This is a genomic window from Pseudoalteromonas sp. SD03 (assembly GCF_040937955.1).
In the GTDB taxonomy this organism is placed as follows: domain Bacteria; phylum Pseudomonadota; class Gammaproteobacteria; order Enterobacterales; family Alteromonadaceae; genus Pseudoalteromonas; species Pseudoalteromonas tetraodonis.
The window spans coordinates 2,792,550-2,816,230 of the sequence record NZ_CP162514.1 but is presented as its reverse complement, the minus strand read 5'-3'; the positions used below and the strand labels follow the sequence as shown (position 1 = coordinate 2,816,230).

The following is a 23,681-nucleotide window of genomic DNA, read 5'->3' as shown; positions in this document are numbered from 1 at the left end:
AATTATTTAAAAACAATACTTTAAAACTAATTTTTATGCTTTTTATCGACATTTTTTAACCAAATGTATGACATTTTAGTAAATGTAAAAATAGTGAGCAGATTAAATTCAACAAGGTGGGAGACGATGTAAAAAGCGTTTAAACATTGAATAAGGCCATCCATGGCCTATTAATTAATCGTTTTTGTAGTAAGGGTAGTCACTGTAACCTTGCTCAGTTCCGCCATACATAGTGGCTGCATCGGCTTCATTTAATGGCCATTGATTTTTTATGCGCGCTGGTAAATCAGGGTTTGCAATAAAAGGGCGACCAAAAGCAAATAAATCACCGTAGCCTTTAGCTAACATCGCCACCGCTTTTTCAACAGTGTACTTACCAGCGTAAATAATACGCCCAGAAAATTCAGCTCTAGCTGCTTGATAAAATTGCTCTGGTAAATTAGGGGCATTGTCCCAATCAGCTTCTGCAATTGAAAGGTAGGCAATACCGGCTTGTTCAAGTACTTTAATCGCTTCAATGTAGGTATGGTGCGGGTCTGATTCTACTAACCCTAAATAAACACGGTTTTCATCAGTACTGCTAAATAAGGGCGCAAATCTAACCCCTAAGCGCTCAGGGCCTACTACTTCACTTACTGCCGCGACAATTTCTTTTAAAAAGCGCAGGCGATTAGTAAGAGAGCCGCCGTATTCATCATCTCGTTTATTGGTGTGCTCAGAAATAAACTGATTTACTAAATACCCATTAGCACAATGCAGTTCTACACCATCAAACCCCGCTTCTAGCGCATTACGGGCAGCTTGTGCATACATGCCAACAAGCTCTTTTACTTCATCGGTTGTTAAAGCTTGTGGTTCACTTGGGTTGGCTAAAGCGCCTTGAGCCGGTCCTGTTTCAATAAAGACTTTAACGCTATCAGCTGTTAGAGCTGAGGGAGCAATAGGTTTGGCTTCATTAGGCTGTAAGCTGGTATGTGAAACGCGGCCAACGTGCCAAAGCTGGGCAAAAATAATTCCACCTTCTGCATGTACTGCATCAGTTACTTTTTTCCAACCAGCTATTTGTTGATTAGAATGAATGCCCGGTGTCCAGGCATACCCTTGTCCTCTTGGTTCAATTTGAGTGCCTTCGGTAACCATAAAACCAGCACTAGCACGCTGTGCATAATATGTGGCCATCACATCGTTGGGGATATTGCCAGGAACTGTGCTGCGTGAGCGTGTAAGTGGCGGCATTACAATACGGTTTTTAAGTGTGTATGGGCCTAAATTGATTGATGAAAATAGACTGTCGATATTTTTACTTGGTTGACTCATTTTAATACCTTTTAAATTAATAATGCTGTTTAGCGCCAATTACAATGCTGGTGAGCATAGGGATTAAAAGGTACAATTTGAAACAATGTTTTTTTGTTTAAGATACAATTATGAATGGTATATCTCGGCTTGATATAAAACAATTACGAATATTGAGTGCATTACTTAAACTAAAAAATGTGTCGGATGTGGCCCGCAAAATGGGCTTAACCCAGCAGGCTATTAGTGAGCAGCTGCGAAAATTGCGTGACTTATTTGACGATCGGCTTTTTATTCGCCAAGGCAATACAATGGTTGCAACACCTAAAGCAATTGCACTAGAGAAGCCCATTAATCAAATATTAACTCAGGTAGAAGCGTTATTAATACCTAAACAATTTATCCCAAGTAGCTACAAGGGCGTATTTACAATAAGTGCGACTGATTACGCTATAGCAGCTCTTTTGCCACAATTATTAGAAATAACAAGACGCGAAGCGCCAGGATTAAAGCTGATTATTCGTGACTTTGCCTCTGATAATGTTAATCAATTAATAAGTGCAGGAGAGCTGGATTTATTAATTAGTTTTCCTGAATTTATCCCTGCAAACTTAATCTATGACACATTATTTGAAGAACAACATATTTGTATTGCGGGGAAAAACACGGTGTTTTCTTCATCGACGTTGAGCCTTGCTGAAGTGGCCGCACACCCTCAATTAGTGGTTTCAGCGTCACGTGCTAACTTACGAGGCTCTCACGACCAATGGTTTGCTGATAAGGGTTATGCGCGCAATATTGTTATGTCAGTGCCTGGCTTTTCATTTGTCCCCGATTTGCTTTGCAGTACTGACTTAATTGCTTTTTACCCATCGCGTTTACTGCCAAACGCCAAAGTGAAAAAGCTTGAAGTTGAATTATTACCACCGCCATTTAAGGTGATTGCAGCGTGGCATCCACGTTCAAATAACAGCGATATTCACCAGTGGTTAATAGCGCAATTAAAACGGATTTAGTGACTATTTAATTAGTTGACGAATATCGTTCCCTGTTGGTGCCTCATGGGCACGTAACGAAAAGGCGGGTAATATCGCTAATATATGGTCAAATATATCTGACTGAATATTTTCATACTCACCCCAATTAGTTGTATTGGTAAATGCATAAATCTCAATGGGTAAGCCATTTTTAGTTGGCTCTAGCTGCCTTACCATCAGTGTCATTCCCTGATGAATATGTGGATGCTGTTTTAATAGCGCGACTAAATAATGACGAAATGTGCCAACATTAGTGAGCCGACGACCATTTAACGTACAGCTCATATCTATTTTTTTCGTGGTATTTTGCTCGTTAATAGCCGGTAGGGTAATTTCGAGGTAGTGACTTAATAAATCTGCTTTTTTCAGCGCGGTGATCTCTTGCTCATCTAAAAAGCGCACACTGCTCATTTCTATATGGATACTCCGTTTTATGCGCCGCCCACCGGATTCTGACATACCGCGCCAGTTTTTAAATGAGTCAGAAATTAGCGCATAGGTTGGAATAGTGGTAATGGTTTTATCCCAATTTCTTACTTTAACTGTGGTCAAGGCTATATCAATCACATCGCCATCTGCGCCGTATTTGGGCATTTCTAACCAATCACCAACCGCAAGCATATTGTTTGCTGAAAGCTGAATACCGGCCACCAGCCCTAAAATAGCGTCTTTAAACACCAGTAGCAGTACAGCCGATAGCGCACCTAAACCACTGAGTAATATTAACGGGGATTTATTCATTAATAATGAAATCGCTAAAATACCGGTTAATACGCTGGCGATCAGTTTAATTGTTTGTAAAAAACCACGTAATGGAAAGTGAGCTGCAATGGGTTGCCTGTCAGATATTGCTTGAAAAATATTGAGCATAGAGAACAGCGAGAGCAGTGCAAATAAAATGATCCACTGATCAGTAAACATCTCAATGATATGTAAAAAAGCCGTTCCTTCTGGAACCCAGAGCCTAGCTTGTATAACAACCACAGCACCTTGTAAAACAAAGGAAATATTACGTGTTAATTTAAGCGCTAAGTCGGCAGGCGTGTGGGTATCGGTTTGAACAACTTTATCACTAAAGCGGCCTTTAAGTAGTCGTTTTGAAACTGACCTTAAGATGAGGTGCAATATGAGCGCAAATAAGCCAACCCAGCACAGTACTAATATGTTGTACCATAAATGCGCACTCCCAGGAAAATAAAGACTAAACCATTGCAGTAAAAATTCTCGCAGCTGCGATCGTATTTCAGTCATTTATATTCCCAAGAGATTTATTTGCGTGAGTTTCATCTATTTAATGAAATCTAGTTAAGCAGATGGGGCGAGAAAAGTCTATTTAAGCCGCGCTTAAATAGACGTTTTAAAAATAATATTTATATTTTATTTTCAGCAAGTTGCAGAGTTAACTCCTCAAAAATACTCGGATCGTCAATGGTTGATGGAATTTGTAGTTCTTCACCATCAATAAGTTGACGTAAGTTTTTGCGTAAAATTTTACCTGAGCGTGTTTTTGGTAAGCGCTCTACACACATAATATTTTTAAGACACGCAATAGCGCCGATTTGATTACGCACGGTTTGCACCAATTGCTGCTCTACTTCTTTATGCGAACCATGAAAATCATTTTTTAATACCACCATGGCCATGGGGTTTTGACCCTTGAGCGCATCATTAACACCAAATACGGCACATTCAGCAACCGCGGGATGAGCGGCTACAATTTCTTCCATTTCACCGGTTGATAAACGATGTCCCGCGACATTAATCACATCATCGGTGCGGCCCATAATAAATAAGTAGCCATCATCATCAATATAACCGCCGTCGCCAGAAAGATAATAGCCTTCATATTCACTTAAATAACCGGCTTTAAAGCGTTCGGTATTTTGCCAAATAGTGGGTAAACATCCTGGCGGTAAAGGCAGTTTAATAACGACTGCACCTTGTTCATTGGGGGCGCATTCGTCACCATTCATATCTAAAATACGTACGTCAAACCCAGGAGTCGCAACCGTTGAACTGCCTGCTTTTGTAGGTAGGTGCTCAATGCCGACAGGATTACAGGCTATCGCCCAACCAGTTTCGGTTTGCCACCAATGATCAAGCACAGGTAGGCCTGTTTTTTCTTTGAGCCAATCGTAGGTCGGGGGATCTAAGCGCTCGCCTGCTAAAAACAAGCGTTTCAGACTTGAAGTATCGTATTGTTTAAACCCATCGGCATTGGGATCTTCTTTTTTTATCGCTCTAAAGGCTGTCGGTGCGCTAAATAAAGCCGTTACTTTATACTGTTCAACCACTCGCCAAAATGCACTGGCATCTGGGGTTCTAACTGGTTTACCTTCAAATAAAATAGTGGCACAGCGGTACATAAGCGGGGCATACACTATGTAGGAATGGCCTACAACCCAACCAATATCCGAAGCGGCCCAAAACACGTCACCAGGTTTCATTCCGTATACGGTTTCCATGCTGTAATGCATGGCAACGGCATGGCCGCCATTTTCACGAACAACTCCCTTGGGAGTACCGGTTGTGCCTGACGTGTATAAAATATAAAGCGGGTGATCGCCATTTACCGGAACAGGATCAACGCCAGTAGCTGTTTGCATTGCAACAGCCCAGTCAATATCACGCTCAGGCATAAGTGGTGCAGTTACTTGCTCACGCTGATAAATTATACAATTTTCTACTTTATACGAGGCTGATTCGAGCGCGTTATCAAGTAACTCTTTGTATTCAATTACGGTATTCACTTCCACACCGCAAGAAGCACTGAGTACTAACTTAGGCTTGGCGTCATCAATTCTTACGGCAAGCTCATGCGCTGCAAACCCGCCAAATACGACCGAATGAATAGCGCCGATGCGGGCGCAGGCTAACATACCAATTACGGCCTCGGGGATCATGGGCATATAAATAACCACGCGGTCGCCTTTTGTTACGCCTAAAGACTGCATTACTCCTGCGAATTTAGCGACCTCTTGTTGTAGTTCAAAGTAGCTGTAGCTGCGCGCGGTATTGGTTACGGGTGAGTCATAAATTAACGCTGTTTCATCACCATGGCCGGCAATAACATGCTGATCTACCGCTAAAAAGCAGCTATTAAGTTGGCCGTCGGCAAACCAGTGATATAAACCGTTTTCATCTTGTGTGTAAGCTGTTTCGGGAGCCTGGTACCAAGGTAGGCGTTTACTTTGCGATAACCAAAACGCTGCCGGGTTTTGTTTAAACTCATTGTAGTGTTGTTTGTATTCACCTGACATAAAGGCTCCTGAGCAAAATTTAATATAACTTTATTTAAAACTAAGCGCTTTTTATCAGGAGTGATATTCGACTATGGTCGGTTAAATAATAAACGGATTGTGTGGTTTTTAGCTAACGCTATGGTTTATAACGAACTAACGACTAGTTTGATGATTTAAATGAGGTAACATATAAAAATGATGAACTATTTAATGTGGTAATAATGAGTCAAGTTGTCAGAGTAGGCGTTGCAGTGATAGTAATGCATGATAATAAAATTTTACTCGGTGAGCGAATAGGCGCACATGGTGCAAATACCTGGGCAACCCCTGGGGGGCATTTAGAATTTGGTGAAACGGTTGAGCAATGTGCAGTGCGCGAAGTCGCTGAAGAGACAGGGCTTACTGTTACTAATATTCGTAAACTCGATTTTACCAACGATATTTTTAGCGCTGAGAACAAGCACTATATTACCTTATATATGCAGGCAAAGTATGAAGGTGGCGAGCCTGTGAATAAAGAGCCTAACAAATGTTTACAGTGGCGTTGGTGCGATATTAATAACTTACCTTCACCTTTATTTACTTCATTGAAAAATTACTTAACGCAAGGCGTTTTACCTACTCAATACTAAAGGCGCGTTGGAATAGGGAGTTGCCATTTATTTAAAATTTGTTGGTATTCACCGCTTTCTTTTATCGCGTTTAATCTATCAGTAATAATTTTCGCTGTTTGCGGGTTAAGCTGCTTACTTGCTGCAAAGTGAAGAGAAGAAGGTAGCTCATCTAAATGTATACGCTTAGTAATTAAGCTTGGGTCGAGCCCTGCTCGCTTTAACTCGTTTTCAAGGGTGAGGGTGTTAGTCACCACAAAATCGATACGATTTTTATACAGCATTCTCCATAGCTGCTGGTAGTAACTCACTAAGACTAGATTCTCACTTTCAGTAAAGCCTTGAGCTTCTAAATAAGCTTGTGCAGAATAACCGCGAATAGTGGCTACTTTATATTCTTTGGCAAAGTTTAAGTGAATCACTTCATCGTTATGACTGCGTAAACTTACTAGGTATGCATCTGCAAAATACACTTTTCCCAGCCACTCAAACTGGCTGTTTCTGTTTGGTGTTTTTAACAGTGACAGCATGATGGCATTAGGATTGGCTTGTTGTTGTTGAAACATACGCGCCATCGGCATTATTTCAAACGTTGCTGTTAAAGCCGTGCCTTTTAATACTGCTTTAGCGATATCTACTAAGGCACCCTGCGCTTCACCTTGAGGGTTTTTAAAATGATAAGGAGGCAAATCTTCAGCGATGAAGGTAACCGGGTTTGCGTGACAGGCCGCACTATAAAAAACCAATACAAAAACAGTTAACATCATACGCAAACGCATAAATAATTGTCTTTAAAGCAATACATGAGGCTAGTGTAAATAAAATCAATAAAAAGGTACACGTTAAATGTGTGTTTTAGGTAATCAAATTGTTTAATTATTGTTTTTTATAAATTGACGAGGTGAGCATTGATACCAGCGCTTAAAGGCGCGATTAAAAGAGCTTTGATCATTAAACCCCAACATAGTTGCAATACTGCTTAGCGAATAATGAGGAATATAAGTTAACAAACGGCGTTTTTGCTCTTGCTCAAGAAGAGCGGCAAAATTGGTGTTTTCTTGCTTTAGGTGGCGTTGCACTGTGCGCGGGGTCATATTTAAAGCACTAGCCGTTCTGATCAGTGAGCAGTCCTGCAAATCGTATTTAGCCATTAAAATATGATTAATTTTTTCTGTTAATAATTGCTGACTTTTAAACTGGGATAGCTGTTGCTCTGACATTTGCTTTAGCACAGCGTTAATCTGGGAGTTATCGGTTTTAAAAGGAAGGGTTAAGTAACTACTTGGAAACTCTACTTGATTAAAGTTAGCGCCAGCTTTTACTGGGCAATTAAACCATTGCGCTAATTGTTGTAACTCACTGTCTGAAAAATGTGCTGTAAAATAAACGCAACTAGGCGAAAGCTGAGGATTAAGCAGTTGGCGTATAACACTTACCCACGCGGTCATATTTCGTAATACGGCCTGTGGACTGCACTGTGGGTCTGCTAACCAGGTTACCTTGCAAAGTGTTTGTTGCTGTTCAAACTCAGCACGCCCTATGTTAGCCACTAAACTGTCGTAGCTCAGTAATGCAGTAATGGCACTGGCTAGATTAGTACTCGATTCAATTAAATACCCAAGTACACCAAAATCAGCGGTACGTATTTGTTTTCCTAATTCAAACCCGAATAAGGAGTCATTTAGCGTTTGCTGTGCATAACTAAGCAGCGCATTATAGCTTTTTAAGCTAATACGTGGCGCTAATTGTTGTGTTTGCTTATTTGTATATTCATCAAATTCAATGGCAGTTAGTATCTCTTGGCTATCTAATCCTGTGCTTTGAAGATAATCCAAACAGCTAGAAAAGTAATGATCGGCTAAGGTTTTCATTTGTCGCCTAAAGCTAAAAAATAGTCATCTAATCGCAAGTTTGCCATGCAATATTTTTATATGCTAGAGATCTATAAAAATAATATGGGGCACACAATGATTGAGATAAACGTTAAACATAGTGTGGCAGCAACGCCTGAACAATTACGCACCTTATTATTAGCGCATGCTGATTTGGGGCGCTTTTTTAATGCGCAGTTTGAAGTGTTAACACCGCAAGACTTTGGTGAAATAAGTGGTGGAAAAGGCACCATTAGACAAATAAAAATGCAAGGTACAACATTTAAAGAGCAAATAATAACGGCCGATAATAGCCATATTTGTTACCGCATTTTAGGGGATAAACCCGTTGCACAGCACCGTGGTGATATTTACTTAAAAGCCAATAATGCTCAGCCATCACTCACCGAGATCAGCTACCATATTCGTTGCATTGCGCCTTTGTGGTTACCCGACTTTATACTGGCCTTTTTTATAAAAAAAGATGTTAGCCAAGCACTTAAAAAAATAGCCAGCTATTTTCAGGAGAAACGTCATGAGCATTGAAATTATTTTATTGGCACTGAGCCCTATTTTTTTGCTGTTTGTAGGGGTTGAGTTTATAAAATTTAGACGTTACTACGATATAAAAGACAGCTTAGCCAACGCGTTACTTGCTTTATTACATCAAGGCGCTGATGCCATTGCGTTATTATTATTAATGCCGTTTTTTTATTGGTTGTATCAGTTTCGGCTATTTGATATTGAATTGACGCTATTTACTGTATTAGGCGCTTTTTTACTGCAAGACTTTTTATACTATTGGTTTCATCGTGCATCACATCATATTCATTGGTTATGGGCCGCTCATGTAGTGCATCATAGTTCTACTAAAATGAACTTTACCACGGCATTTAGGCAAAGTTTAATGTATCCGCTGGCGGGAATGTGGCTATTTTGGTTGCCGATGATATTAATAGGCTTTGAGCCTGTGATTGTGTTTGCGGTGGTGGCACTTAATTTGGCTTATCAATTTTTTGTACACACGCAAGTGGTAAAAAAGCTCGGTTGGTTTGAAGCATTATTTAATACCCCATCGCATCATCGGGTGCACCACGCTATAAATAATGGCTACTTAGATAAAAACTTCGCTGGCGTTTTAATTATTTGGGATAAATTATTTGGCACTTATGTAGAAGAGGATGAAAACAAGCCCTGTAAATACGGCATTATTGGTCAATTAAACAGTAATAACCCAATCAAAATCACCTTTCATCAGTGGCAGTATTTATTTAAAAGTACTTACCAAGCTAAAGGGTTAAAAGCCAAGTTAAACGTGTTGTTTGGCTACCCAACAAGCTCTCAAAGTAGTAATAAGTAAGCCCATTTTTATATAAAAAAAGCCAGGAGCAAATAGCATCACTCCTGGCTTATCTCACAGTAAAATTTAGTTATTTGGCCGTTGTGATCACTGTATCAATTAAGTGTACAACGCCATTACTAGTGTAAATATCAGTGGTTGTTACATTGCTGCCAGCTACTTGTAGTGATGTAGCCGGTAAGCTTACTTGCCACCAAATATCGTTCACAGCTTGACCATTATTCTGACCAACTGCCGTATCACCTGAGAAGGTATATAAAGGGCGGCCAAGGTAAGCTACTTGCATGCTGTCATCTGAGCGAGCAATCAATGATAAACCCGGAATATTTTCAATCGATGCCGCAGTGCCTAACACGGGTGGCCACGTTGTTGCACAAGCTGCTTCACATACGCTCATTGCCTCACCTAAGTCGTTATCAAATACATACACGGTTTTACCAGGCATTGCATCGGCCATACCCGTTACTAAACGATTATTTGTTGCATCATAAGCTACGCTGTCTGTTGCTGTATTTTCAGTACTGGTAAAATCTACCACGTTTACGCTTAGCATATTATCAGCAAGTGTAGTGACCATTTTACCATTGGCTGCAAATGCATCGGTACTTCCAACTTGAGCGCCTAATACATGTTGAGTCAAAACATCTGTTAGTGCAGCGGTGTCAGCCAATAAGGCATCTAAATCAGCGGAAGGGATTTTACTAAATGCCGCATTTGTTGGTGCAAATACAGTAAATGATTGAGTGGTATCGTTAAACGTATCAACTAACCCTGCTGCTTGCAGTGCTGTTACTAATGTAGATAATGCAGGCGTTTCTGTGGCAACTGTTGCAATAGTTTTAGTTGGTGTGCCGACTTCAGCCGGTGGCATAATCACTTTATTTAATACATGAATAACGCCGTTGCTAGCGGTTACATTTGCCTCTGTGATTGCCGAATCATTGATAAATAGCGAGCTATTTACATAAGAAATAGCAGCCATGTCGCCATTGGCCATTTCTACTTTGTTACTATTGCTATTAGCAATGGCTACAGCGTCATCAGATAAAACAGTGGCGTCAGGGAATACATGGTAAAGCAAGATATCACGAAGTGTATCTGTATCAGCTAACAGCGCATTAATTGTATCCTGACCGAGCGCTGCAAATGCATCATCCGTAGGAGCAAATACACTAAAAGTGTTATCTGGATCAGCAACTAACGTATCTAAGCCTGTTGCCGTTAGCGCAGCAAGAAGTGTGGTAAAGTTACCATTTGCACTGGCTATATCAGCAATTGTTCCTGCGCTTTGCGGTAAGGTTACATCAGAAATAATAACCGAATCGATTACATGGATAACACCGTTAGAAGTCATAATATCTTTAACAATGATGTTTGCACCGCCAAACGACAACATATTTGTATCTGCGTTTATCGCAATTGGAAGTGTATTGCCTAATAGCGTTTCAGCTGACTGGCCGTTTAAAGACATTGCAGTGACTGAATCAACTGACCCAACAAGTACATGCTGCTTTAAAACATCCGCTAAAACGGTAGGGTTTGCCAGCAGTGTATTTAAAAAACCACTACCAATTGCTTCAAATGCAGCGTCGGTAGGCGCAAAAACGGTGAACTCTTTCGACGTATCCGCCAGTGCCGATGTTAAGCCTGCAGCGTCAAGTGCGGCAAGCAAAGTACTAAAGTTGCCTGCTTGTTGAGCTGTTTCAACAATATTGTTGGTTGGTGGTGTTTCTGAAACCGTTTTTGGTGTAAGTACTGCGTCAATAACATGAATAATACCGTTGTCGGTTTTAATGTCGGTCATTGTTACCGTGCTGGTATTAACTAATAAGCTTTCACCATTTAAAGACAGTGCAATACTTTGTCCGTTTACCGTTTCAACGGTTGACCCAGCTAAACCAATTGCTGCTTGCGCATCTACTCTGCCAGAGATCACATGGTAAGTTAAAATTGAGCTTAAAGTATCAGGATCAGCTAATAAATTATTGATAGTTTCTTCACCTAATAACGCAAATGCATCATCAGTAGGAGCAAAAACGGTATAGCTGTTAGTTAAGTCGTCTAGTGTTTCATCTAGACCTGTTGCTTCTAAAGCTGCAACAAGGGTAGTGAATTCTCCAGAGTCCTGTGCGGCATCAAAAACAGAAACTGCTGGTTGTGGATCTACAGTGACAGGGGCGTTGTTATCGTCGTCGCTACTACAACCTTGAATGAGTAACAAGGGAAGTATGATAGCACCGAGCTTAAATACTTTATTCATAATTTTTCCTTTAATTGAATGTTACAGTGTTACAGCTTTGTGAACTCTACGTAGCCAAACTCTGTATTGATCAAAAAAAGGAGCATTATTTTTGTACGATTTAATAGGTGTAAGATTTAATTGAACTTTTATTCAAGTAAGTCTTAAATTTTAGTTTTTTTACTGCGAGGCGCACCCAGTAAAATAAAAAGGTGGCAAATACACACTGATAAAAATGCACTAATTCCCAAAGCGCCACCAAAGCCATCAAGAATGGGAACCAAATAGGCAAAAAACAATGAAAATATAATTGCTGAACTGGCAAGCGTATAAACACCAAAGCGGTGAGGGGCGCTCATGCCAATAAAGGTGCCGCCAAAAAAAACGATACTATAGAGTTCTGCGTTGAGGCTCAGCTGTGCAAAAATCAAATAGGCAATAATTGAGAGTGCAGCGGAGGCTCTTATGGCATCAAAGCGGTTATGCTTTGCTAAATAAAAGGTAAAAAAAGCACCAGCCAAGGCTAATACTGGGTATGTAATAGTCATATCAGCAATCCTTTAGCTAAAACAAACAGGGCTACACTGGCAAATGCAATACTGCCTAATCGTCCGCCAAATCCTGCAAATACATTAAGTGTTAGTGTATATAAAACAGCGCCAATGGCAGAAATAATAGCGATTTCCCAATAGTTGCTAATTAAGCTGGTGGAACACATACCGGCAAAACTACCTGCATAAATGGAGGCATAAGGGTGGTTTTGATAACGTGCAGGAAACGGAATAAATGAGCCGATAAGGCCTGTTAAAGCAGCAGACACAACAATAGGTAATGCCAATGTGGTATGCATTATAAAGCACGACAAGCAGCCGATAAAAAAGGTGATGAATTTTAAAAGTATGAATTTAGTCATAAGGCGCACATCATAAAGGTTCAGTTTTAGCTTTAATAGTTAAAATCGACGATTTAAGACTAAAAGCGATATATGGCTTCCAAAAGAGCAAATAACCGTGGCTTTAAATTAAATGTACGCAATGAATGACTAAAAATAATGCCGTTAATGTTCTATAAATTACAAATTATGTATAATGCAGCATATTTCATATATTAAAAGTTATAACCTAAGGTAATTTATGTCTAACTGTTTGCATTTGGCTATTCCAGCTGGTGATCTTGAAAAAGCGAAAGCGTTTTATTGTGACGTGCTTGGTTGTAAAACGGGTAATAGTGAAGCTGGGCGATGGGTAGACATTGATTTTTGGGGTAACGAGTTAACGCTTCATCAAAGCACAGAGCGCTTACCAACAGTGCGTCATGATGTTGATATGGGCGCAGTAGCTGTACCGCATTTTGGTATTCACTTATCTGAAGATGAATTTCAGGCGTTAAAAACTCGGATTGCGGCTGCTGGTCTCGAATATTTAGATAAGCCTTACCGCCGTTTTGTAGGTGATGAATTTGAGCAAGAAACGTTTTTTATTGAAGATCCAAATGGTAACGTTTTAGAAATGAAAACCATGGTAAACCCAGAAGTCTTATTCAAAAAAGGCGAGTAATGATTATGCGCCTAAACGATTACTTTAGGCGTTTTCTCTAGTGTAGGTTTGCTTAGCCTGCGCTTTTCGTAATGACTTTTTTTGATACATTGCTTCATCACCGGCTTTTAAAACCTCATCTAAATTTTTAGGCGCTTCGCTATAGTTTATTTGCCCTACGCTTGCGTAAATAGCGATGGTGTTGCCTTGGTGTTCTAAGCTAAGCGCATTTAATTTTTGTTCAAGGGTCGCAACTCGCTGGTTAATTTTATCTTTGCTGGTAAATAATGCCATAGCCACAAACTCATCTCCGCCTAAGCGGCCAACTGCGTCTTCACTGCGCATATGCTGACTAATTGACTCTGCCACCGTGCAAAGTACTTTATCGCCAACATCATGGCCGTAGGTATCATTTATTGCTTTAAATCGGTCTAAATCGATATATAAAAAACACAATACGCCACCACGTTGAGCGTGTTTTTTTAATAACTCATTGGCTTTTAAACTCCAGCCTCGGCGGTTATAAATATGACAAAGATGATCGTAATTAGCGTGCTGTTCAGCCTGTTTTTTAGCATAACTGAGCCGTTGAATTCGCTTACCAACTGCAATAGCAAGAAGCAGAGATTCAATCGTAAAAGCAATCACAAACCCATAACGCTGTATAAAAGGACTGTATTCGGTTAGTAACACTCTAAATATCATGCTGATAAATACACAGCTTAAGGCAATAAATACCAAGCTGGCTTCGTTAACGCCTTGTTTAGCTTGCACAGCTGAGAGTATAAAAATGGTCATCACAATCAGTAGTGACAAATAGCCAGTAACGATTGTGGTGATATTAGTAATAGCGGGTAAATCTAAAGCTATTTTTTGTAAGCACAAAGTCAGTACACATAACGCGATAATTTTTAATGCATAACTTAATTTGCGCCAATACTCAGGTAGCTCTAATAGTGCGCTCATAAACCAAGTAGCACTGACTATAGTTAAACCAATGCTTAATGTATAAAGGTGGCTGATATATGCAGAAAAGTAGCCATTGGTAAATAAATAGGGCTGGCCTTCTTGTAAAAAAATAAAGCTAGCGATACAAAAAAGATAGAGGCCATACAGTTTAAAAATAGCGTCTTTAATGCCATAACCTATTATTAAAGCATAAAAAATAAGCGTTGCGCATAATCCATAAAACACCCCAAATATTAAATTGTACAACTGCACCTTTTCAATAAACTGCTGTGAGTCTAGCCAAGTAAACCGGGGATTATAGCTGGCAGTAGTGGTTAAAGTTAGCTTTGCATTAAAGCTGCCTTGTTCCATTAAAATAGCCATTTGATTTGTTTTTAAAGGGGCTTTTAATTGGTTATTTTGTTGCCACGAAAAACTTTCAAGTGCAGGGCGAGTAAACGTAAAAACACCGCTTTGGTTTAGCGTACATACCAACTCAAATTGGTTAATGCCTTTTTCTAGTTTTATGTCTGCAGCAATACCTTGCGATAAGGGAATGGACACACTGTTTGTAATAGATTTTAAATTGCAGCTATCTTTTGCAATAGCTGTATTGCAGATAAGAAAAATAAAAAATAAAGCACCGCAAAGTTTAATACATAAGGAGGTGGTTGTATGTAAGTGCTTCCTTATTGTTACGGTGTTATTGAGCATAGTAGGGTTATAAAAATGGCAGTTACCCTATATTAACAAAGCGTGTTATCTTTGCTAGTAAAAGTTAATAATAAAGTTTGATATAGCGCATGAATGGGTAAATCTTATTTTTATAACTGTATTTCACTCGGAGTTTTATTAAAGTGGCGTTTAAACTCACGGCTAAACTGTGATGCACTGGTGTAACCTACCTTAAAAGCAGCTTCATTTGCTTTGCTGCCCGCTGTGGTAATTAACTCTTTTGCTTTAGCTAAACGTACTTTTTTTAAGTATTGTAAGGGAGATTCAAACGTTACCTGTCTAAATGCACGATGAAAAGAGGATACGCTCATATTTACCTCTTCTGCTAAACCTTCAACAGTAATAGGGTTTGCATAGTCCTGATGCATCGTTGCTAGTGTGCGAGCTATACGCGCATAATGGCCATCATGCATAGCTAGGCCTATTAAAGTATTCCCTTGGGGGCCGCAAAGGACACGATACACTAGCTCTTTTACTATATCTTCGCCGAATACCTCAGCCTCAAGTGGATTATTTAAAACCGTTAGTAACCTACATGTTACCTGCTCCATTGCGCAGTCTAGCTTTGCTGATTGTACTGCGCCAATGTTCGCGCTGGAGACAGATAAAGGCTGGTGCTGCATCATCTGATTAACCAGCTTGTGCAACATGACAGGGTTTATATCTATAGCTATGCCCATAACCGGTAAGTCATTATCGGTAAACGCTTCACACTCTAATGGGACAGGTACACCTAGTACCAAGTAATCACCTTCTCCGTATTTTATTTGATGTTCTGGGAAATGAATTATTTTATGGCCTTGGCCAACCACGATTATGCCTGAATTATAAATAAGCGGCTGGCGCGGTGAACTTTTGGTAGCGCGATGAAAATACACCCCAGGAATAATTGTTTCCATGGTGCCCTCAAAGCTTAGTAAATTATTGTGCTCGGCGTATTGTTGCAACATTTTGGCTATGATGGGCATAAAAGTATCTGTAATTAAAATATTTTGCGTAAAATAACAGTGCTGGTAGTTTTAGGCAAGCTTTAGGCAGTTATTGGGCTTTTTATATATTAACTTTGCTACTAATATGCATCCATCAAAGCTTTACTTGATATGTGACTAAGTAAAGCATTATGAAATTAACCGTCACCTAGGAGCAAAATAATGAAATTTAGCTACGTAAATCCCACTCTCATCCAATTTGGCCAACAGCAAATTGCCGCACTTAGCGACTTGATCGCAAAAGATCAAAAAGTATTAGTTGTTTATGGCGGCGGCTCAATTAAAAAGAACGGCGTGTATGACCAAGTTGCTGCCGCACTTGAAGGTTTTGATTGGGTAGAATTCTCGGGCGTGGGTGCTAACCCAACAATTGAAGTACTTGACCAAGCGGTTAAAATTTGTAAAGAACAAGATATCGACTTTGTATTAGGTGTCGGCGGCGGCTCTGTAATAGACGGCGTTAAATACATTGCGGCTTCTGCAGTATACGACGGCGAAGGTTGGGACATTCCTACTGGTAAGCATACAATTACTAGCGCATTACCAATTGGTGCCGTATTAACGCTACCAGCTACAGGTTCTGAATCTAATCAAAACTCAGTGGTAAGCAAAGAAGCGACTAAGCAAAAATTGCCGTTTGCTTCACCAGAAGTACTGCCTAAATTTGCGATTATGGATCCTGATGTAATGAAAACATTACCACAGCGCCAGCTTGTAAATGGCTTAGTTGATGCGTGGGTGCATACTTGTGAGCAATACCTTACGTTCCCTGAAGGCGCATTGGTACAAGAAGGATACGCAGAGGCACTGTTAAAAACGCTCAAAACACTGGGCGATAACTTTGAAAACCAAGACGATGCATGGCGTGCAAACCTTATGTGGGCAGCTAACCAAGCACTTAATGGCTTAATTGGTTCTGGCGTATCGCAAGATTGGGCAACCCACATGATTGGTCATGAGCTTACTGCTGCCTATGGTGTTGACCATGCGCGTTCGCTTGCTATTGTTCAGCCTTCTTTATTGCGCAATCAATTTGCAGTTAAAAAAGCGAAACTAGAGCAAATGGGTAAAAACGTATTTGGCCTTGAGCAAACAGACGATTTAGCGGAGCAAACAATTCAAGCGATTGAAGCGTTTTACCACAGCCTTGAGGTTGCAACACAGCTAACTGAACATGGTGATGATAAAGCGGCTGCCATTGATAATATTATTGGCAAACTAGAAGCACATGGCATGGTTGCCCTTGGTGAAAACCAAGCGATTACGCTAAAAGAAAGCCGTGAAATTTTAGAACACGCGGTTGCTTAAGCGTTAATTTTAAAAAACCACTGGCTGTTAAAGCCGGTGGTTTTTTGTTTTATAGTTAACCTCAGTAAACGCAATTGGCGCCATTAATTGATAAAAAGCCCTTTATTGTCGTTTGTCGCTAATATACTATGTGGCTTCAATTGGTTAGGTTTATTTAAGTCAATTTTAGGCTGAGAAGATAGCTAAATTATGCGCTCAAATCGTTTGTTAATGGTCATGTTACTCGTGCTTGTGCACAGCTTTATAAGTTGTGATGGCGCTGCATACCATTTACAAGAAGACGTTGAGCATGTAAGTAACGCATTATCACAAAACACTATAACCGCTGATAATGACCAAGGACAAAGCGATAATCAGCCACCGGTTGAGATTCATGCACACCAACATTGTCACTGTGGCTATTACAGCACACTTAGTCACGCTATTATTCCTCAACAAAGTAAACCCTCAGTACTTGTGTATTACCATGGTTTAAATTATCCACCTGATGTACCCCCACCGAATTCATTTAGCTAGTTTTTAATTTAATTTAATTTCAATTAATTATTGTGCTTTTAGCTGCCTGCGCGTAAGCGTTCTATGGGCTGATATAGGCATGTTTAAATTGCTAACTATTTTACACTGTCGCTATTTTTAGCGTAGGTTGTCAATGGTTTGCAAGTGAACTCTGTTTATTAAAAAACGGACAAGCTATATGAATAAAAAACCAATTATGCTGGTGGTGATGCTGTGCGCGCTACCTGCTTTTAGTGCGTTTGCAAATGTTAAAACGTTAACCCTAAAACAAGCGTTGATAAATACCGAGCAACAAAATCCGCTATTAAAGCGCTATCCTTATCATCAAAAAATACTCAGCGCGCTTAAATCTCAAGCGGCGCTTTCGCCTAATCCTGTCTTAAATGTAGAAGCCGAAAACCTATTAGGAACTAACGATGCGCGTGGTGTGCAAGGGGCTGAAATAACCTTGTCATTTAGCCAGCTTATAGAGCTTGGAGATAAACGCCAAAGCCGTATAAATTACGCAACGGCGAACATTAAAGCCCAAGCAATACAATATCAAAATACTCGGTTAGCTTTATTAGCAACCACTGGTGAGCGATATTACGAGGCGCTTAAATTTCAAACCTTACTTACGCTTAACAGCGAACGACAACACGTGGTGAGCCAAGCTCTCAAAGCAATAAAGCAACGGGCTAACGCTGGCGCTGTATCGCAAGCCGATGTAACCCGTATGCGTTATGCGCTAAGCCAAGTTGAGCTTGAGAAAGCTAAGCTAAATAGCGAATTTGAGCGAGCGCGTTTATCGCTCAATGAGCTGTGGAATGAGCAACATGACTACACGAATTTCGCAGGAAATATGGCTACCTTAATACCGCTTAAATCTGAGCAAGCGTTACTCAATGCAGTTAACCAAGCGCCTGAGTTTGCCATGTTGCAGCAACAATACTTACAGCAAGCGGCCAACTTAACGCTGCAAAAAGCTAACGGGCAAAGCGACATTAATGTAGGTGCGGGCCTGCGCTACAATCAGCAAAGCGATACCAGTTCGTTGCTGTTTTCGTTTTCTATGCCATTGCAATTGAGTAACCCAAATAGCGGTAATATTGAAGCGGCTAACAGTCAGTTGGCATTGTTACGTGAGCAGCAAGGGCAATTACGGGTTCAGTTACGCCAACAAGTTCGTACCTTGTACGCCTATTACCAAGGCAAAACGTTACAGGCGCAGTTGTTATCAGGGCAGGTTATTCCACAAGCCCAAACACTCATTGAGCAAAGTTTAAAAAGCTATCAACGCGGACAAATTTCGGTGTTGCAATTGCTCGATGCCCAACAAGCTCTATTTGACTCTAAACGCGCACTTATCAATACCTATGCAGCACTATATCAAACGCACCTTACTCTTGAGCGTTTAACTGGCCAATCTTTAACTGAGACTTTTCAATCATGAACAACACGTTTATCGCATTATTAATATTTCTTTCGTCTACAACGAGCGTTATAAGCACACATGTATTTGCCTCAGCAGAACATGACCAAACAGAGCAAACCCAAAAACAAGGTCCACACGGCGGCTTTTTATTAACCAACGAAAGGCTCACTCTTGAGTTAAAGCTGCAAGAATTGGCAGGTAAAGTTGAGCTGCGCGTATATGGTTATGAGCAAAATCAGCCGATAGATATAAACGATTTAAGCATCGAAATGAACTTAAAACGATTAGTAGAAGCGCCGCAAAAAATACAATTTACGCGTGAGAATGAGTACCTTGTTAGCACGCAACCCATAAATGAGCCACATTCGTTTTCGCTTTTCATTACTGCCAATTATAAAGGTGAACACGTTAGTTTTGAGTACACCCAACACGAAGGCCGCACTATGCTTAGTGAGCGAGCGATTAAAGGTGCGGGTATTGAAACGCAGATAGCAAAAAGTGGCGAAGTTGATATTTCCGACACGCTGTTTGGTGTTATTGCACCGACACAGCACGGCACAGTAGAAGTGATGGCGCCATATACCGGATTGATCAGCGGTATTTTTGTCAGCATTGGTCAAACGGTTCAAAAAGGTGAGGTACTGGCCAGTGTCACCAACCGTGAAACATTACAAAACTACAGTATTAAAAGCCCCATTAGCGGTGTGGTAACCGAGCAATATTTAAAGCGTGGCGAACTGGCAAGTACTCGTGCGTTAATGCAGGTCGTGAACCTTGATAAAGTATGGGTTGAGCTCTCAGCCTTTCCTGAAAACATCGAAAATCTAGCCATTGGTCAAAGCGCCACGGTGTACGATTTACATCACCATTTAAATGCCCAAGGTAAGGTGTTTTTTATAGCGCCTATGATGACCGGCGGGCACATTGCACGTGCCCGTATAGCGCTTAATAACCCTGATGGTCATTGGCGTCCGGGCATGCATGTTAATACTGATGTCAGTATCGATAAGGTTAATGCTAACGTGCGTGTAAAGCCTGAGGCTATTCAAGAGTTTAACGGCATGGCGAGTGTGTTTGTGCGTAAAAATAATGTGTTTGAAGTACGCCCGGTTACTTTAGGCGCAAAAAATAGCGAGTGGGTTGAAGTCATCGCAGGTTTAAGCCCAGGTAGCGAGTACGTCACTGCCAATAGCTATGTGATCAAAGCCGATATTTTAAAAAGCGGCGCAAGTCACGCTCACTAGGAGGTACCATGATTAACTGGATTGTTTCTTTTGCGGTTAAACGCCGCATGATGGTGCTTGCGCTAACATTTTTATTTGCTGGGTTTGGTGTGTATAACATCCAAAACTTAGCGGTAGATGCTGTCCCCGATATTACCAATGTACAAGTGCAAATTAATTCTAAAGCGCCTGGTTTTACCCCGCTTGAAGTTGAGCAGCGCATCACTTACTTAGTCGAAACGGCGATGGCGGGTATTCCTAAGCTTGATTACACCCGTTCGCTTTCTCGCTATGGGCTTTCTCAAGTAACTGTTATTTTTGATGAAGGCACCGATATTTATTGGGCGCGTCAGCAAATTGGTGAACGTATTCAAAGTATTCGCGCCGATTTACCTAATAATATTGAGCCAAACCTTGGACCTATTGCCAGTGGTTTAGGTGAAATATTTACCTATAGCGTGCATGCAAAACCCGATGCGTTAAAAAGTGATGGTACGGCGTATAACGCCGAAGACTTACGTACTTTGCAAGACTGGGTTATTCGTCCGCAGCTTTTAAAAGTAAAAGGCGTAACCGAAATAAACAGCCAAGGTGGCTTTGAGCGCCAGTACCAGGTTGGGCCCATGCCAGAAAAGCTCATCGCTTATAAGCTAACAATCAAGGATGTGATTAGTGCGCTTGAGCTTAATAACAGCAACCGTGGCGCTGGTTATATAGAGCGCTTTGACGGCCAATATTTAGTGCGCTCGCCTGGGCAATTAAAAACCTTAGCCGATATAGCAAACACCGTTATCGCCAAGCGTGATGATGCTCCTGTGCGAATTAAAGACGTGGCAAATGTGTATTTAGGAAAAGAGCTCAGAACCGGCGCGGCTACCTATAATGGCGAAGAAACCGTACTAGGCACGGCAATGATGCTAATAGGTGAAAACAGCCGTGTGGTCGCCAAAGCCATGGCTGATAAGTTGATAGAGGTACAAAAAAGCTTACCTGCAGGGGTTATCGTTGAGCCTGTCTATGACCGTACCAACCTGGTTGATAAAACCATTGCCACAGTTCAAAAAAATCTGTTTGAAGGGGCGGTATTAGTTATCGTCATTTTACTGTTATTGCTCGGGAACATCACTGGTGCGCTTATTACCGCCATGGTTATTCCGCTGAGTATGCTATTTGCTATTACTGGTATGGTGGGCAATCGAGTCTCGGGTAACTTAATGAGCTTAGGCGCAATCGATTTTGGATTAATTGTAGATGGCGCGGTGATTGTGGTTGAAAACTGCCTTCGTCAATTAGGGATGGCTCAACATAAACATGGGCGCTTACTTACACTCAGTGAGCGTTTAAAGGTTGTCACTTCAGCCACCAAAGAAGTGTTTAGCCCCGCCGTATTTGGTATTTTAATTATTATGTTGGTGTATTTACCGCTATTTGCGCTCAGTGGTGTTGAGGGCAAAATGTTTCAGCCTATGGCGTTTACTGTTGTTGCTGCGTTAATAGGTGCACTTATTTTTGCTGTTACCTTTGTGCCGGCGGCAATTGCCGTATTTGTGCGTGGTAAAGTAGATGAAAGCGAAAATGCAGTAATGCATGGTGTTAAAAAAATCTACAAGCCACTGCTTAACTTATCGCTTAAATTACCGTGGGTGATGGTGAGCATTGCCACGGTTTTAGTACTAGTACTTGGCTTTAAAGTTAAAAATATGGGCGCCGAATTTTTACCCCAGCTAGATGAAGGTGATATTGCAATGCATGCGCTGCGTATTACTGGCACCGGTATTGAACAATCGGTGCAAATGCAAAAGCAGTTGGAGCAGGCTTTATTAGCACAACCCGAAATTGCGAACGTATTTTCGAAGATTGGTACTGCGGATGTAGCCAGCGATCCTATGCCGCCAAATGTTGCCGACACCTTTTTAATGTTAAAGCCGTCCGAGCAATGGCCAAACCCATCACTGAGTAAAGACGCGTTAGTGCAGCAAATTCGTCATCGCGTGAATGAGGTACCGGGTAATAACTATGAATTTACCCAGCCTATAGAAATGCGCTTTAACGAGTTAATTGCTGGTGTGCGTGCCGATGTAGCGCTGCGTATTTATGGTGACGATTTAGCCATACTTAAGCAGTTTGGCGAAAAAGCCACTGGTTTAATGCGAAATATTACCGGTGCTACTGATGTTCGTTTAGAACAAATACAGGGGCTGCCTACACTTTCTGTTACTCCAATGCGAGACCAAATGGCGTTATTAGGATTAACTGTAAACGACATTCAACAAACGCTTGCCGCTGCCGTTGGTGGGGTGCAAACAGGGCTCATTTATGAGGGCGATAAGCGCTTTTCGTTACTAGTACGCTTAGATAAGCGTTGGTCTGATGATGTCTCTGCGCTTGCGCGTTTACCTATTGCATTACCTCAAAGTAGTAACCCTGAGCTTGCATTTGTACCGCTTGGAGAAGTGGCTACAATCAGCATTGAAAAAGGGCCGAATCAAATAAACCGCGAAAGTGGTAAGCGTAATGTGGTAGTAACGGCCAATGTAGCGGGGCGCGATTTAGCAAGCTTTGTCAGTGATGCCCAAGCGAAAATGAACGCACAACTTAACCTACCTAGCGGTTACTGGCTTGAATACGGCGGTACGTTTGAGCAATTACAATCGGCGAGTAAACGTTTGTCGTTGGTTGTGCCTGTGACTTTATTGCTTATTTTTGGCTTACTTTATAGTGCTTTTGGCTCGCTGCGTGATTCACTCATTATATTCAGCGGTGTACCTCTGGCACTGACCGGTGGGGTATTGGCGTTATTGCTACGAGATATGCCGCTTTCTATTTCAGCGGGTGTGGGTTTTATTGCCCTAAGTGGTGTTGCGGTATTAAACGGTGTAGTGATGTTGTCGTTTATTAAGCAGTTACGAAACGAAGGGTTAAGTTTATACCATGCAATACACAGCGGCGCATTACAGCGATTACGCCCCGTGCTGATGACCGCGCTTGTGGCAAGTTTAGGCTTTATACCTATGGCGCTCAATACCGGTACCGGCTCTGAGGTGCAAAGGCCATTAGCAACCGTGGTTGTAGGCGGTATTATGTCATCTACCTTACTAACGCTATTAATTTTGCCAGCACTTTATAAGTTAGTGCATACAAAATTTAAAAAGCCGCAAACAGCTTAGGGTCTGTTGATCTTTGCGGATTAGAATTTGTTCAAACTAGGGGCTGTTTAATCGCGGCGCGAGGTTTGTAACCTAGTGGGCTAAGTAAAAACCGAGCAACAAAGAGTAAATCGCCCCTAGGCAGAACCCTTAGGGCTGCGCCTGTTTGGCATTGATGCTACGTTATCGCCTATTTATGGGGAATAACCAC

At 41.1% G+C, this 23,681-nt stretch carries 20 protein-coding genes; 10 read left to right on the top strand and 10 right to left on the bottom strand.

What is annotated here, in order from left to right:
- Window positions 1–174: 174 nt before the first annotated feature.
- Complete coding sequence (locus ABZP26_RS13160) at window positions 175–1,317, bottom strand: alkene reductase (protein WP_368485053.1); 1,143 nt, start codon at window positions 1,315–1,317, stop codon at window positions 175–177.
- Window positions 1,318–1,427: 110 nt separating this feature from the next.
- On the opposite strand from ABZP26_RS13160, the gene ABZP26_RS13155 reads away from it, so the two are divergent.
- Window positions 1,428–2,312, top strand: a complete 885-nt coding sequence (locus ABZP26_RS13155; RefSeq protein WP_368485052.1) for a LysR family transcriptional regulator — start codon at window positions 1,428–1,430, stop codon at window positions 2,310–2,312.
- Between the two features lie 3 nt (window positions 2,313–2,315).
- On the opposite strand, the gene ABZP26_RS13150 is transcribed toward ABZP26_RS13155, so the two are convergent.
- Together ABZP26_RS13150 and ABZP26_RS13145 are read right to left on the bottom strand one after the other, a co-directional pair.
- Window positions 2,316–3,584, bottom strand: a complete 1,269-nt coding sequence (locus ABZP26_RS13150; RefSeq protein ID WP_368485051.1) for a mechanosensitive ion channel family protein — start codon at window positions 3,582–3,584, stop codon at window positions 2,316–2,318.
- Between the two features lie 119 nt (window positions 3,585–3,703).
- Entirely contained in the window at window positions 3,704–5,593 is a 1,890-nt protein-coding gene (locus ABZP26_RS13145; RefSeq protein ID WP_368485050.1) for a propionyl-CoA synthetase, read from the bottom strand.
- Window positions 5,594–5,796: 203 nt separating this feature from the next.
- On the opposite strand from ABZP26_RS13145, the gene ABZP26_RS13140 reads away from it, so the two are divergent.
- Window positions 5,797–6,207 (top strand): NUDIX hydrolase, encoded by a 411-nt coding sequence (locus tag ABZP26_RS13140; RefSeq protein WP_024601317.1) that lies wholly within the window; start codon window positions 5,797–5,799, stop codon window positions 6,205–6,207.
- On the opposite strand, the gene ABZP26_RS13135 is transcribed toward ABZP26_RS13140, so the two are convergent.
- Window positions 6,204–6,965, bottom strand: coding sequence for a substrate-binding periplasmic protein (locus ABZP26_RS13135; RefSeq protein ID WP_368485049.1), 762 nt, complete (start codon window positions 6,963–6,965; stop codon window positions 6,204–6,206). The genes ABZP26_RS13140 and ABZP26_RS13135 overlap by 4 nt on opposite strands.
- Before the next feature lie 93 nt (window positions 6,966–7,058).
- Entirely contained in the window at window positions 7,059–8,057 is a 999-nt protein-coding gene (locus ABZP26_RS13130) for an AraC family transcriptional regulator (protein ID WP_013465771.1), read from the bottom strand.
- Between the two features lie 96 nt (window positions 8,058–8,153).
- Here ABZP26_RS13130 and ABZP26_RS13125 point away from each other — a divergent pair, with 96 nt between their 5' ends.
- Together ABZP26_RS13125 and ABZP26_RS13120 are read left to right on the top strand one after the other, a co-directional pair.
- Window positions 8,154–8,603 carry an SRPBCC family protein gene (locus ABZP26_RS13125; protein WP_368485048.1) on the top strand — a complete coding sequence of 150 codons (450 nt, stop codon included), beginning with the start codon at window positions 8,154–8,156 and terminating at the stop codon, window positions 8,601–8,603.
- Complete coding sequence (locus tag ABZP26_RS13120) at window positions 8,593–9,417, top strand: sterol desaturase family protein (protein WP_008111422.1); 825 nt, start codon at window positions 8,593–8,595, stop codon at window positions 9,415–9,417. The genes ABZP26_RS13125 and ABZP26_RS13120 overlap by 11 nt, the downstream gene beginning before the upstream one ends.
- Before the next feature lie 70 nt (window positions 9,418–9,487).
- On the opposite strand, the gene ABZP26_RS13115 is transcribed toward ABZP26_RS13120, so the two are convergent.
- The 3 genes from ABZP26_RS13115 to ABZP26_RS13105 all read right to left on the bottom strand — a co-directional run bounded on the left by ABZP26_RS13115 (window position 9,488) and on the right by ABZP26_RS13105 (window position 12,506).
- Window positions 9,488–11,677 (bottom strand): fasciclin domain-containing protein, encoded by a 2,190-nt coding sequence (locus tag ABZP26_RS13115; protein WP_290172829.1) that lies wholly within the window; start codon window positions 11,675–11,677, stop codon window positions 9,488–9,490.
- Between the two features lie 143 nt (window positions 11,678–11,820).
- Entirely contained in the window at window positions 11,821–12,204 is a 384-nt protein-coding gene (locus ABZP26_RS13110; RefSeq protein WP_008111424.1) for a hypothetical protein, read from the bottom strand.
- Window positions 12,201–12,506: a hypothetical protein gene (locus ABZP26_RS13105; protein WP_008111425.1), complete on the bottom strand. Its 306-nt coding sequence runs from the start codon at window positions 12,504–12,506 to the stop codon at window positions 12,201–12,203. The genes ABZP26_RS13110 and ABZP26_RS13105 overlap by 4 nt, the downstream gene beginning before the upstream one ends.
- Before the next feature lie 283 nt (window positions 12,507–12,789).
- Here ABZP26_RS13105 and ABZP26_RS13100 point away from each other — a divergent pair, with 283 nt between their 5' ends.
- A complete protein-coding gene (locus ABZP26_RS13100; protein WP_024601311.1) occupies window positions 12,790–13,212 on the top strand; it encodes a VOC family protein in 423 nt (140 codons plus the stop codon).
- A 24-nt stretch (window positions 13,213–13,236) separates the two neighbouring features.
- Here ABZP26_RS13100 and ABZP26_RS13095 read toward each other — a convergent pair whose 3' ends face one another.
- Together ABZP26_RS13095 and ABZP26_RS13090 are read right to left on the bottom strand one after the other, a co-directional pair.
- Window positions 13,237–14,703: a diguanylate cyclase gene (locus ABZP26_RS13095; protein WP_290172828.1), complete on the bottom strand. Its 1,467-nt coding sequence runs from the start codon at window positions 14,701–14,703 to the stop codon at window positions 13,237–13,239.
- Between the two features lie 260 nt (window positions 14,704–14,963).
- Complete coding sequence (locus tag ABZP26_RS13090) at window positions 14,964–15,842, bottom strand: AraC family transcriptional regulator (protein WP_024601309.1); 879 nt, start codon at window positions 15,840–15,842, stop codon at window positions 14,964–14,966.
- 183 nt (window positions 15,843–16,025) lie between these two features.
- Between ABZP26_RS13090 and ABZP26_RS13085 the strand changes: the two genes are divergently transcribed.
- The 5 genes from ABZP26_RS13085 to ABZP26_RS13065 all read left to right on the top strand — a co-directional run bounded on the left by ABZP26_RS13085 (window position 16,026) and on the right by ABZP26_RS13065 (window position 23,491).
- Window positions 16,026–17,171: an iron-containing alcohol dehydrogenase gene (locus ABZP26_RS13085; protein WP_013465765.1), complete on the top strand. Its 1,146-nt coding sequence runs from the start codon at window positions 16,026–16,028 to the stop codon at window positions 17,169–17,171.
- Window positions 17,172–17,360: 189 nt separating this feature from the next.
- A complete protein-coding gene (locus tag ABZP26_RS13080; protein WP_013465764.1) occupies window positions 17,361–17,687 on the top strand; it encodes a hypothetical protein in 327 nt (108 codons plus the stop codon).
- A 178-nt stretch (window positions 17,688–17,865) separates the two neighbouring features.
- Complete coding sequence (locus ABZP26_RS13075; protein ID WP_368485047.1) at window positions 17,866–19,119, top strand: TolC family protein; 1,254 nt, start codon at window positions 17,866–17,868, stop codon at window positions 19,117–19,119.
- Window positions 19,116–20,345: an efflux RND transporter periplasmic adaptor subunit gene (locus ABZP26_RS13070; RefSeq protein ID WP_368485046.1), complete on the top strand. Its 1,230-nt coding sequence runs from the start codon at window positions 19,116–19,118 to the stop codon at window positions 20,343–20,345. Before ABZP26_RS13075 ends, ABZP26_RS13070 begins: the two co-directional genes overlap by 4 nt.
- 8 nt (window positions 20,346–20,353) lie before the next feature.
- Complete coding sequence (locus tag ABZP26_RS13065; RefSeq protein ID WP_290172824.1) at window positions 20,354–23,491, top strand: efflux RND transporter permease subunit; 3,138 nt, start codon at window positions 20,354–20,356, stop codon at window positions 23,489–23,491.
- Window positions 23,492–23,681: the final 190 nt, after the last annotated feature.

Excerpts from the sequence above, each read along its gene's own strand:
- ABZP26_RS13160 (WP_368485053.1), bottom strand. The coding sequence starts at position 1,317 with ATGAGTCAACCAAGTAAAAATATCGACAGTCTATTTTCATCAATCAAT.
- ABZP26_RS13155 (WP_368485052.1), top strand. The coding sequence starts at position 1,428 with ATGAATGGTATATCTCGGCTTGATATAAAACAATTACGAATATTGAGT.
- ABZP26_RS13150 (WP_368485051.1), bottom strand. The coding sequence starts at position 3,584 with ATGACTGAAATACGATCGCAGCTGCGAGAATTTTTACTGCAATGGTTT.
- ABZP26_RS13145 (WP_368485050.1), bottom strand. The coding sequence starts at position 5,593 with ATGTCAGGTGAATACAAACAACACTACAATGAGTTTAAACAAAACCCG.
- ABZP26_RS13140 (WP_024601317.1), top strand. The coding sequence starts at position 5,797 with ATGAGTCAAGTTGTCAGAGTAGGCGTTGCAGTGATAGTAATGCATGAT.
- ABZP26_RS13135 (WP_368485049.1), bottom strand. The coding sequence starts at position 6,965 with ATGCGTTTGCGTATGATGTTAACTGTTTTTGTATTGGTTTTTTATAGT.
- ABZP26_RS13130 (WP_013465771.1), bottom strand. The coding sequence starts at position 8,057 with ATGAAAACCTTAGCCGATCATTACTTTTCTAGCTGTTTGGATTATCTT.
- ABZP26_RS13125 (WP_368485048.1), top strand. The coding sequence starts at position 8,154 with ATGATTGAGATAAACGTTAAACATAGTGTGGCAGCAACGCCTGAACAA.
- ABZP26_RS13120 (WP_008111422.1), top strand. The coding sequence starts at position 8,593 with ATGAGCATTGAAATTATTTTATTGGCACTGAGCCCTATTTTTTTGCTG.
- ABZP26_RS13115 (WP_290172829.1), bottom strand. The coding sequence starts at position 11,677 with ATGAATAAAGTATTTAAGCTCGGTGCTATCATACTTCCCTTGTTACTC.
- ABZP26_RS13110 (WP_008111424.1), bottom strand. The coding sequence starts at position 12,204 with ATGACTATTACATACCCAGTATTAGCCTTGGCTGGTGCTTTTTTTACC.
- ABZP26_RS13105 (WP_008111425.1), bottom strand. The coding sequence starts at position 12,506 with ATGCATACCACATTGGCATTACCTATTGTTGTGTCTGCTGCTTTAACA.
- ABZP26_RS13100 (WP_024601311.1), top strand. The coding sequence starts at position 12,790 with ATGTCTAACTGTTTGCATTTGGCTATTCCAGCTGGTGATCTTGAAAAA.
- ABZP26_RS13090 (WP_024601309.1), bottom strand. The coding sequence starts at position 15,842 with ATGCCCATCATAGCCAAAATGTTGCAACAATACGCCGAGCACAATAAT.
- ABZP26_RS13085 (WP_013465765.1), top strand. The coding sequence starts at position 16,026 with ATGAAATTTAGCTACGTAAATCCCACTCTCATCCAATTTGGCCAACAG.
- ABZP26_RS13080 (WP_013465764.1), top strand. The coding sequence starts at position 17,361 with ATGCGCTCAAATCGTTTGTTAATGGTCATGTTACTCGTGCTTGTGCAC.
- ABZP26_RS13075 (WP_368485047.1), top strand. The coding sequence starts at position 17,866 with ATGAATAAAAAACCAATTATGCTGGTGGTGATGCTGTGCGCGCTACCT.
- ABZP26_RS13070 (WP_368485046.1), top strand. The coding sequence starts at position 19,116 with ATGAACAACACGTTTATCGCATTATTAATATTTCTTTCGTCTACAACG.
- ABZP26_RS13065 (WP_290172824.1), top strand. The coding sequence starts at position 20,354 with ATGATTAACTGGATTGTTTCTTTTGCGGTTAAACGCCGCATGATGGTG.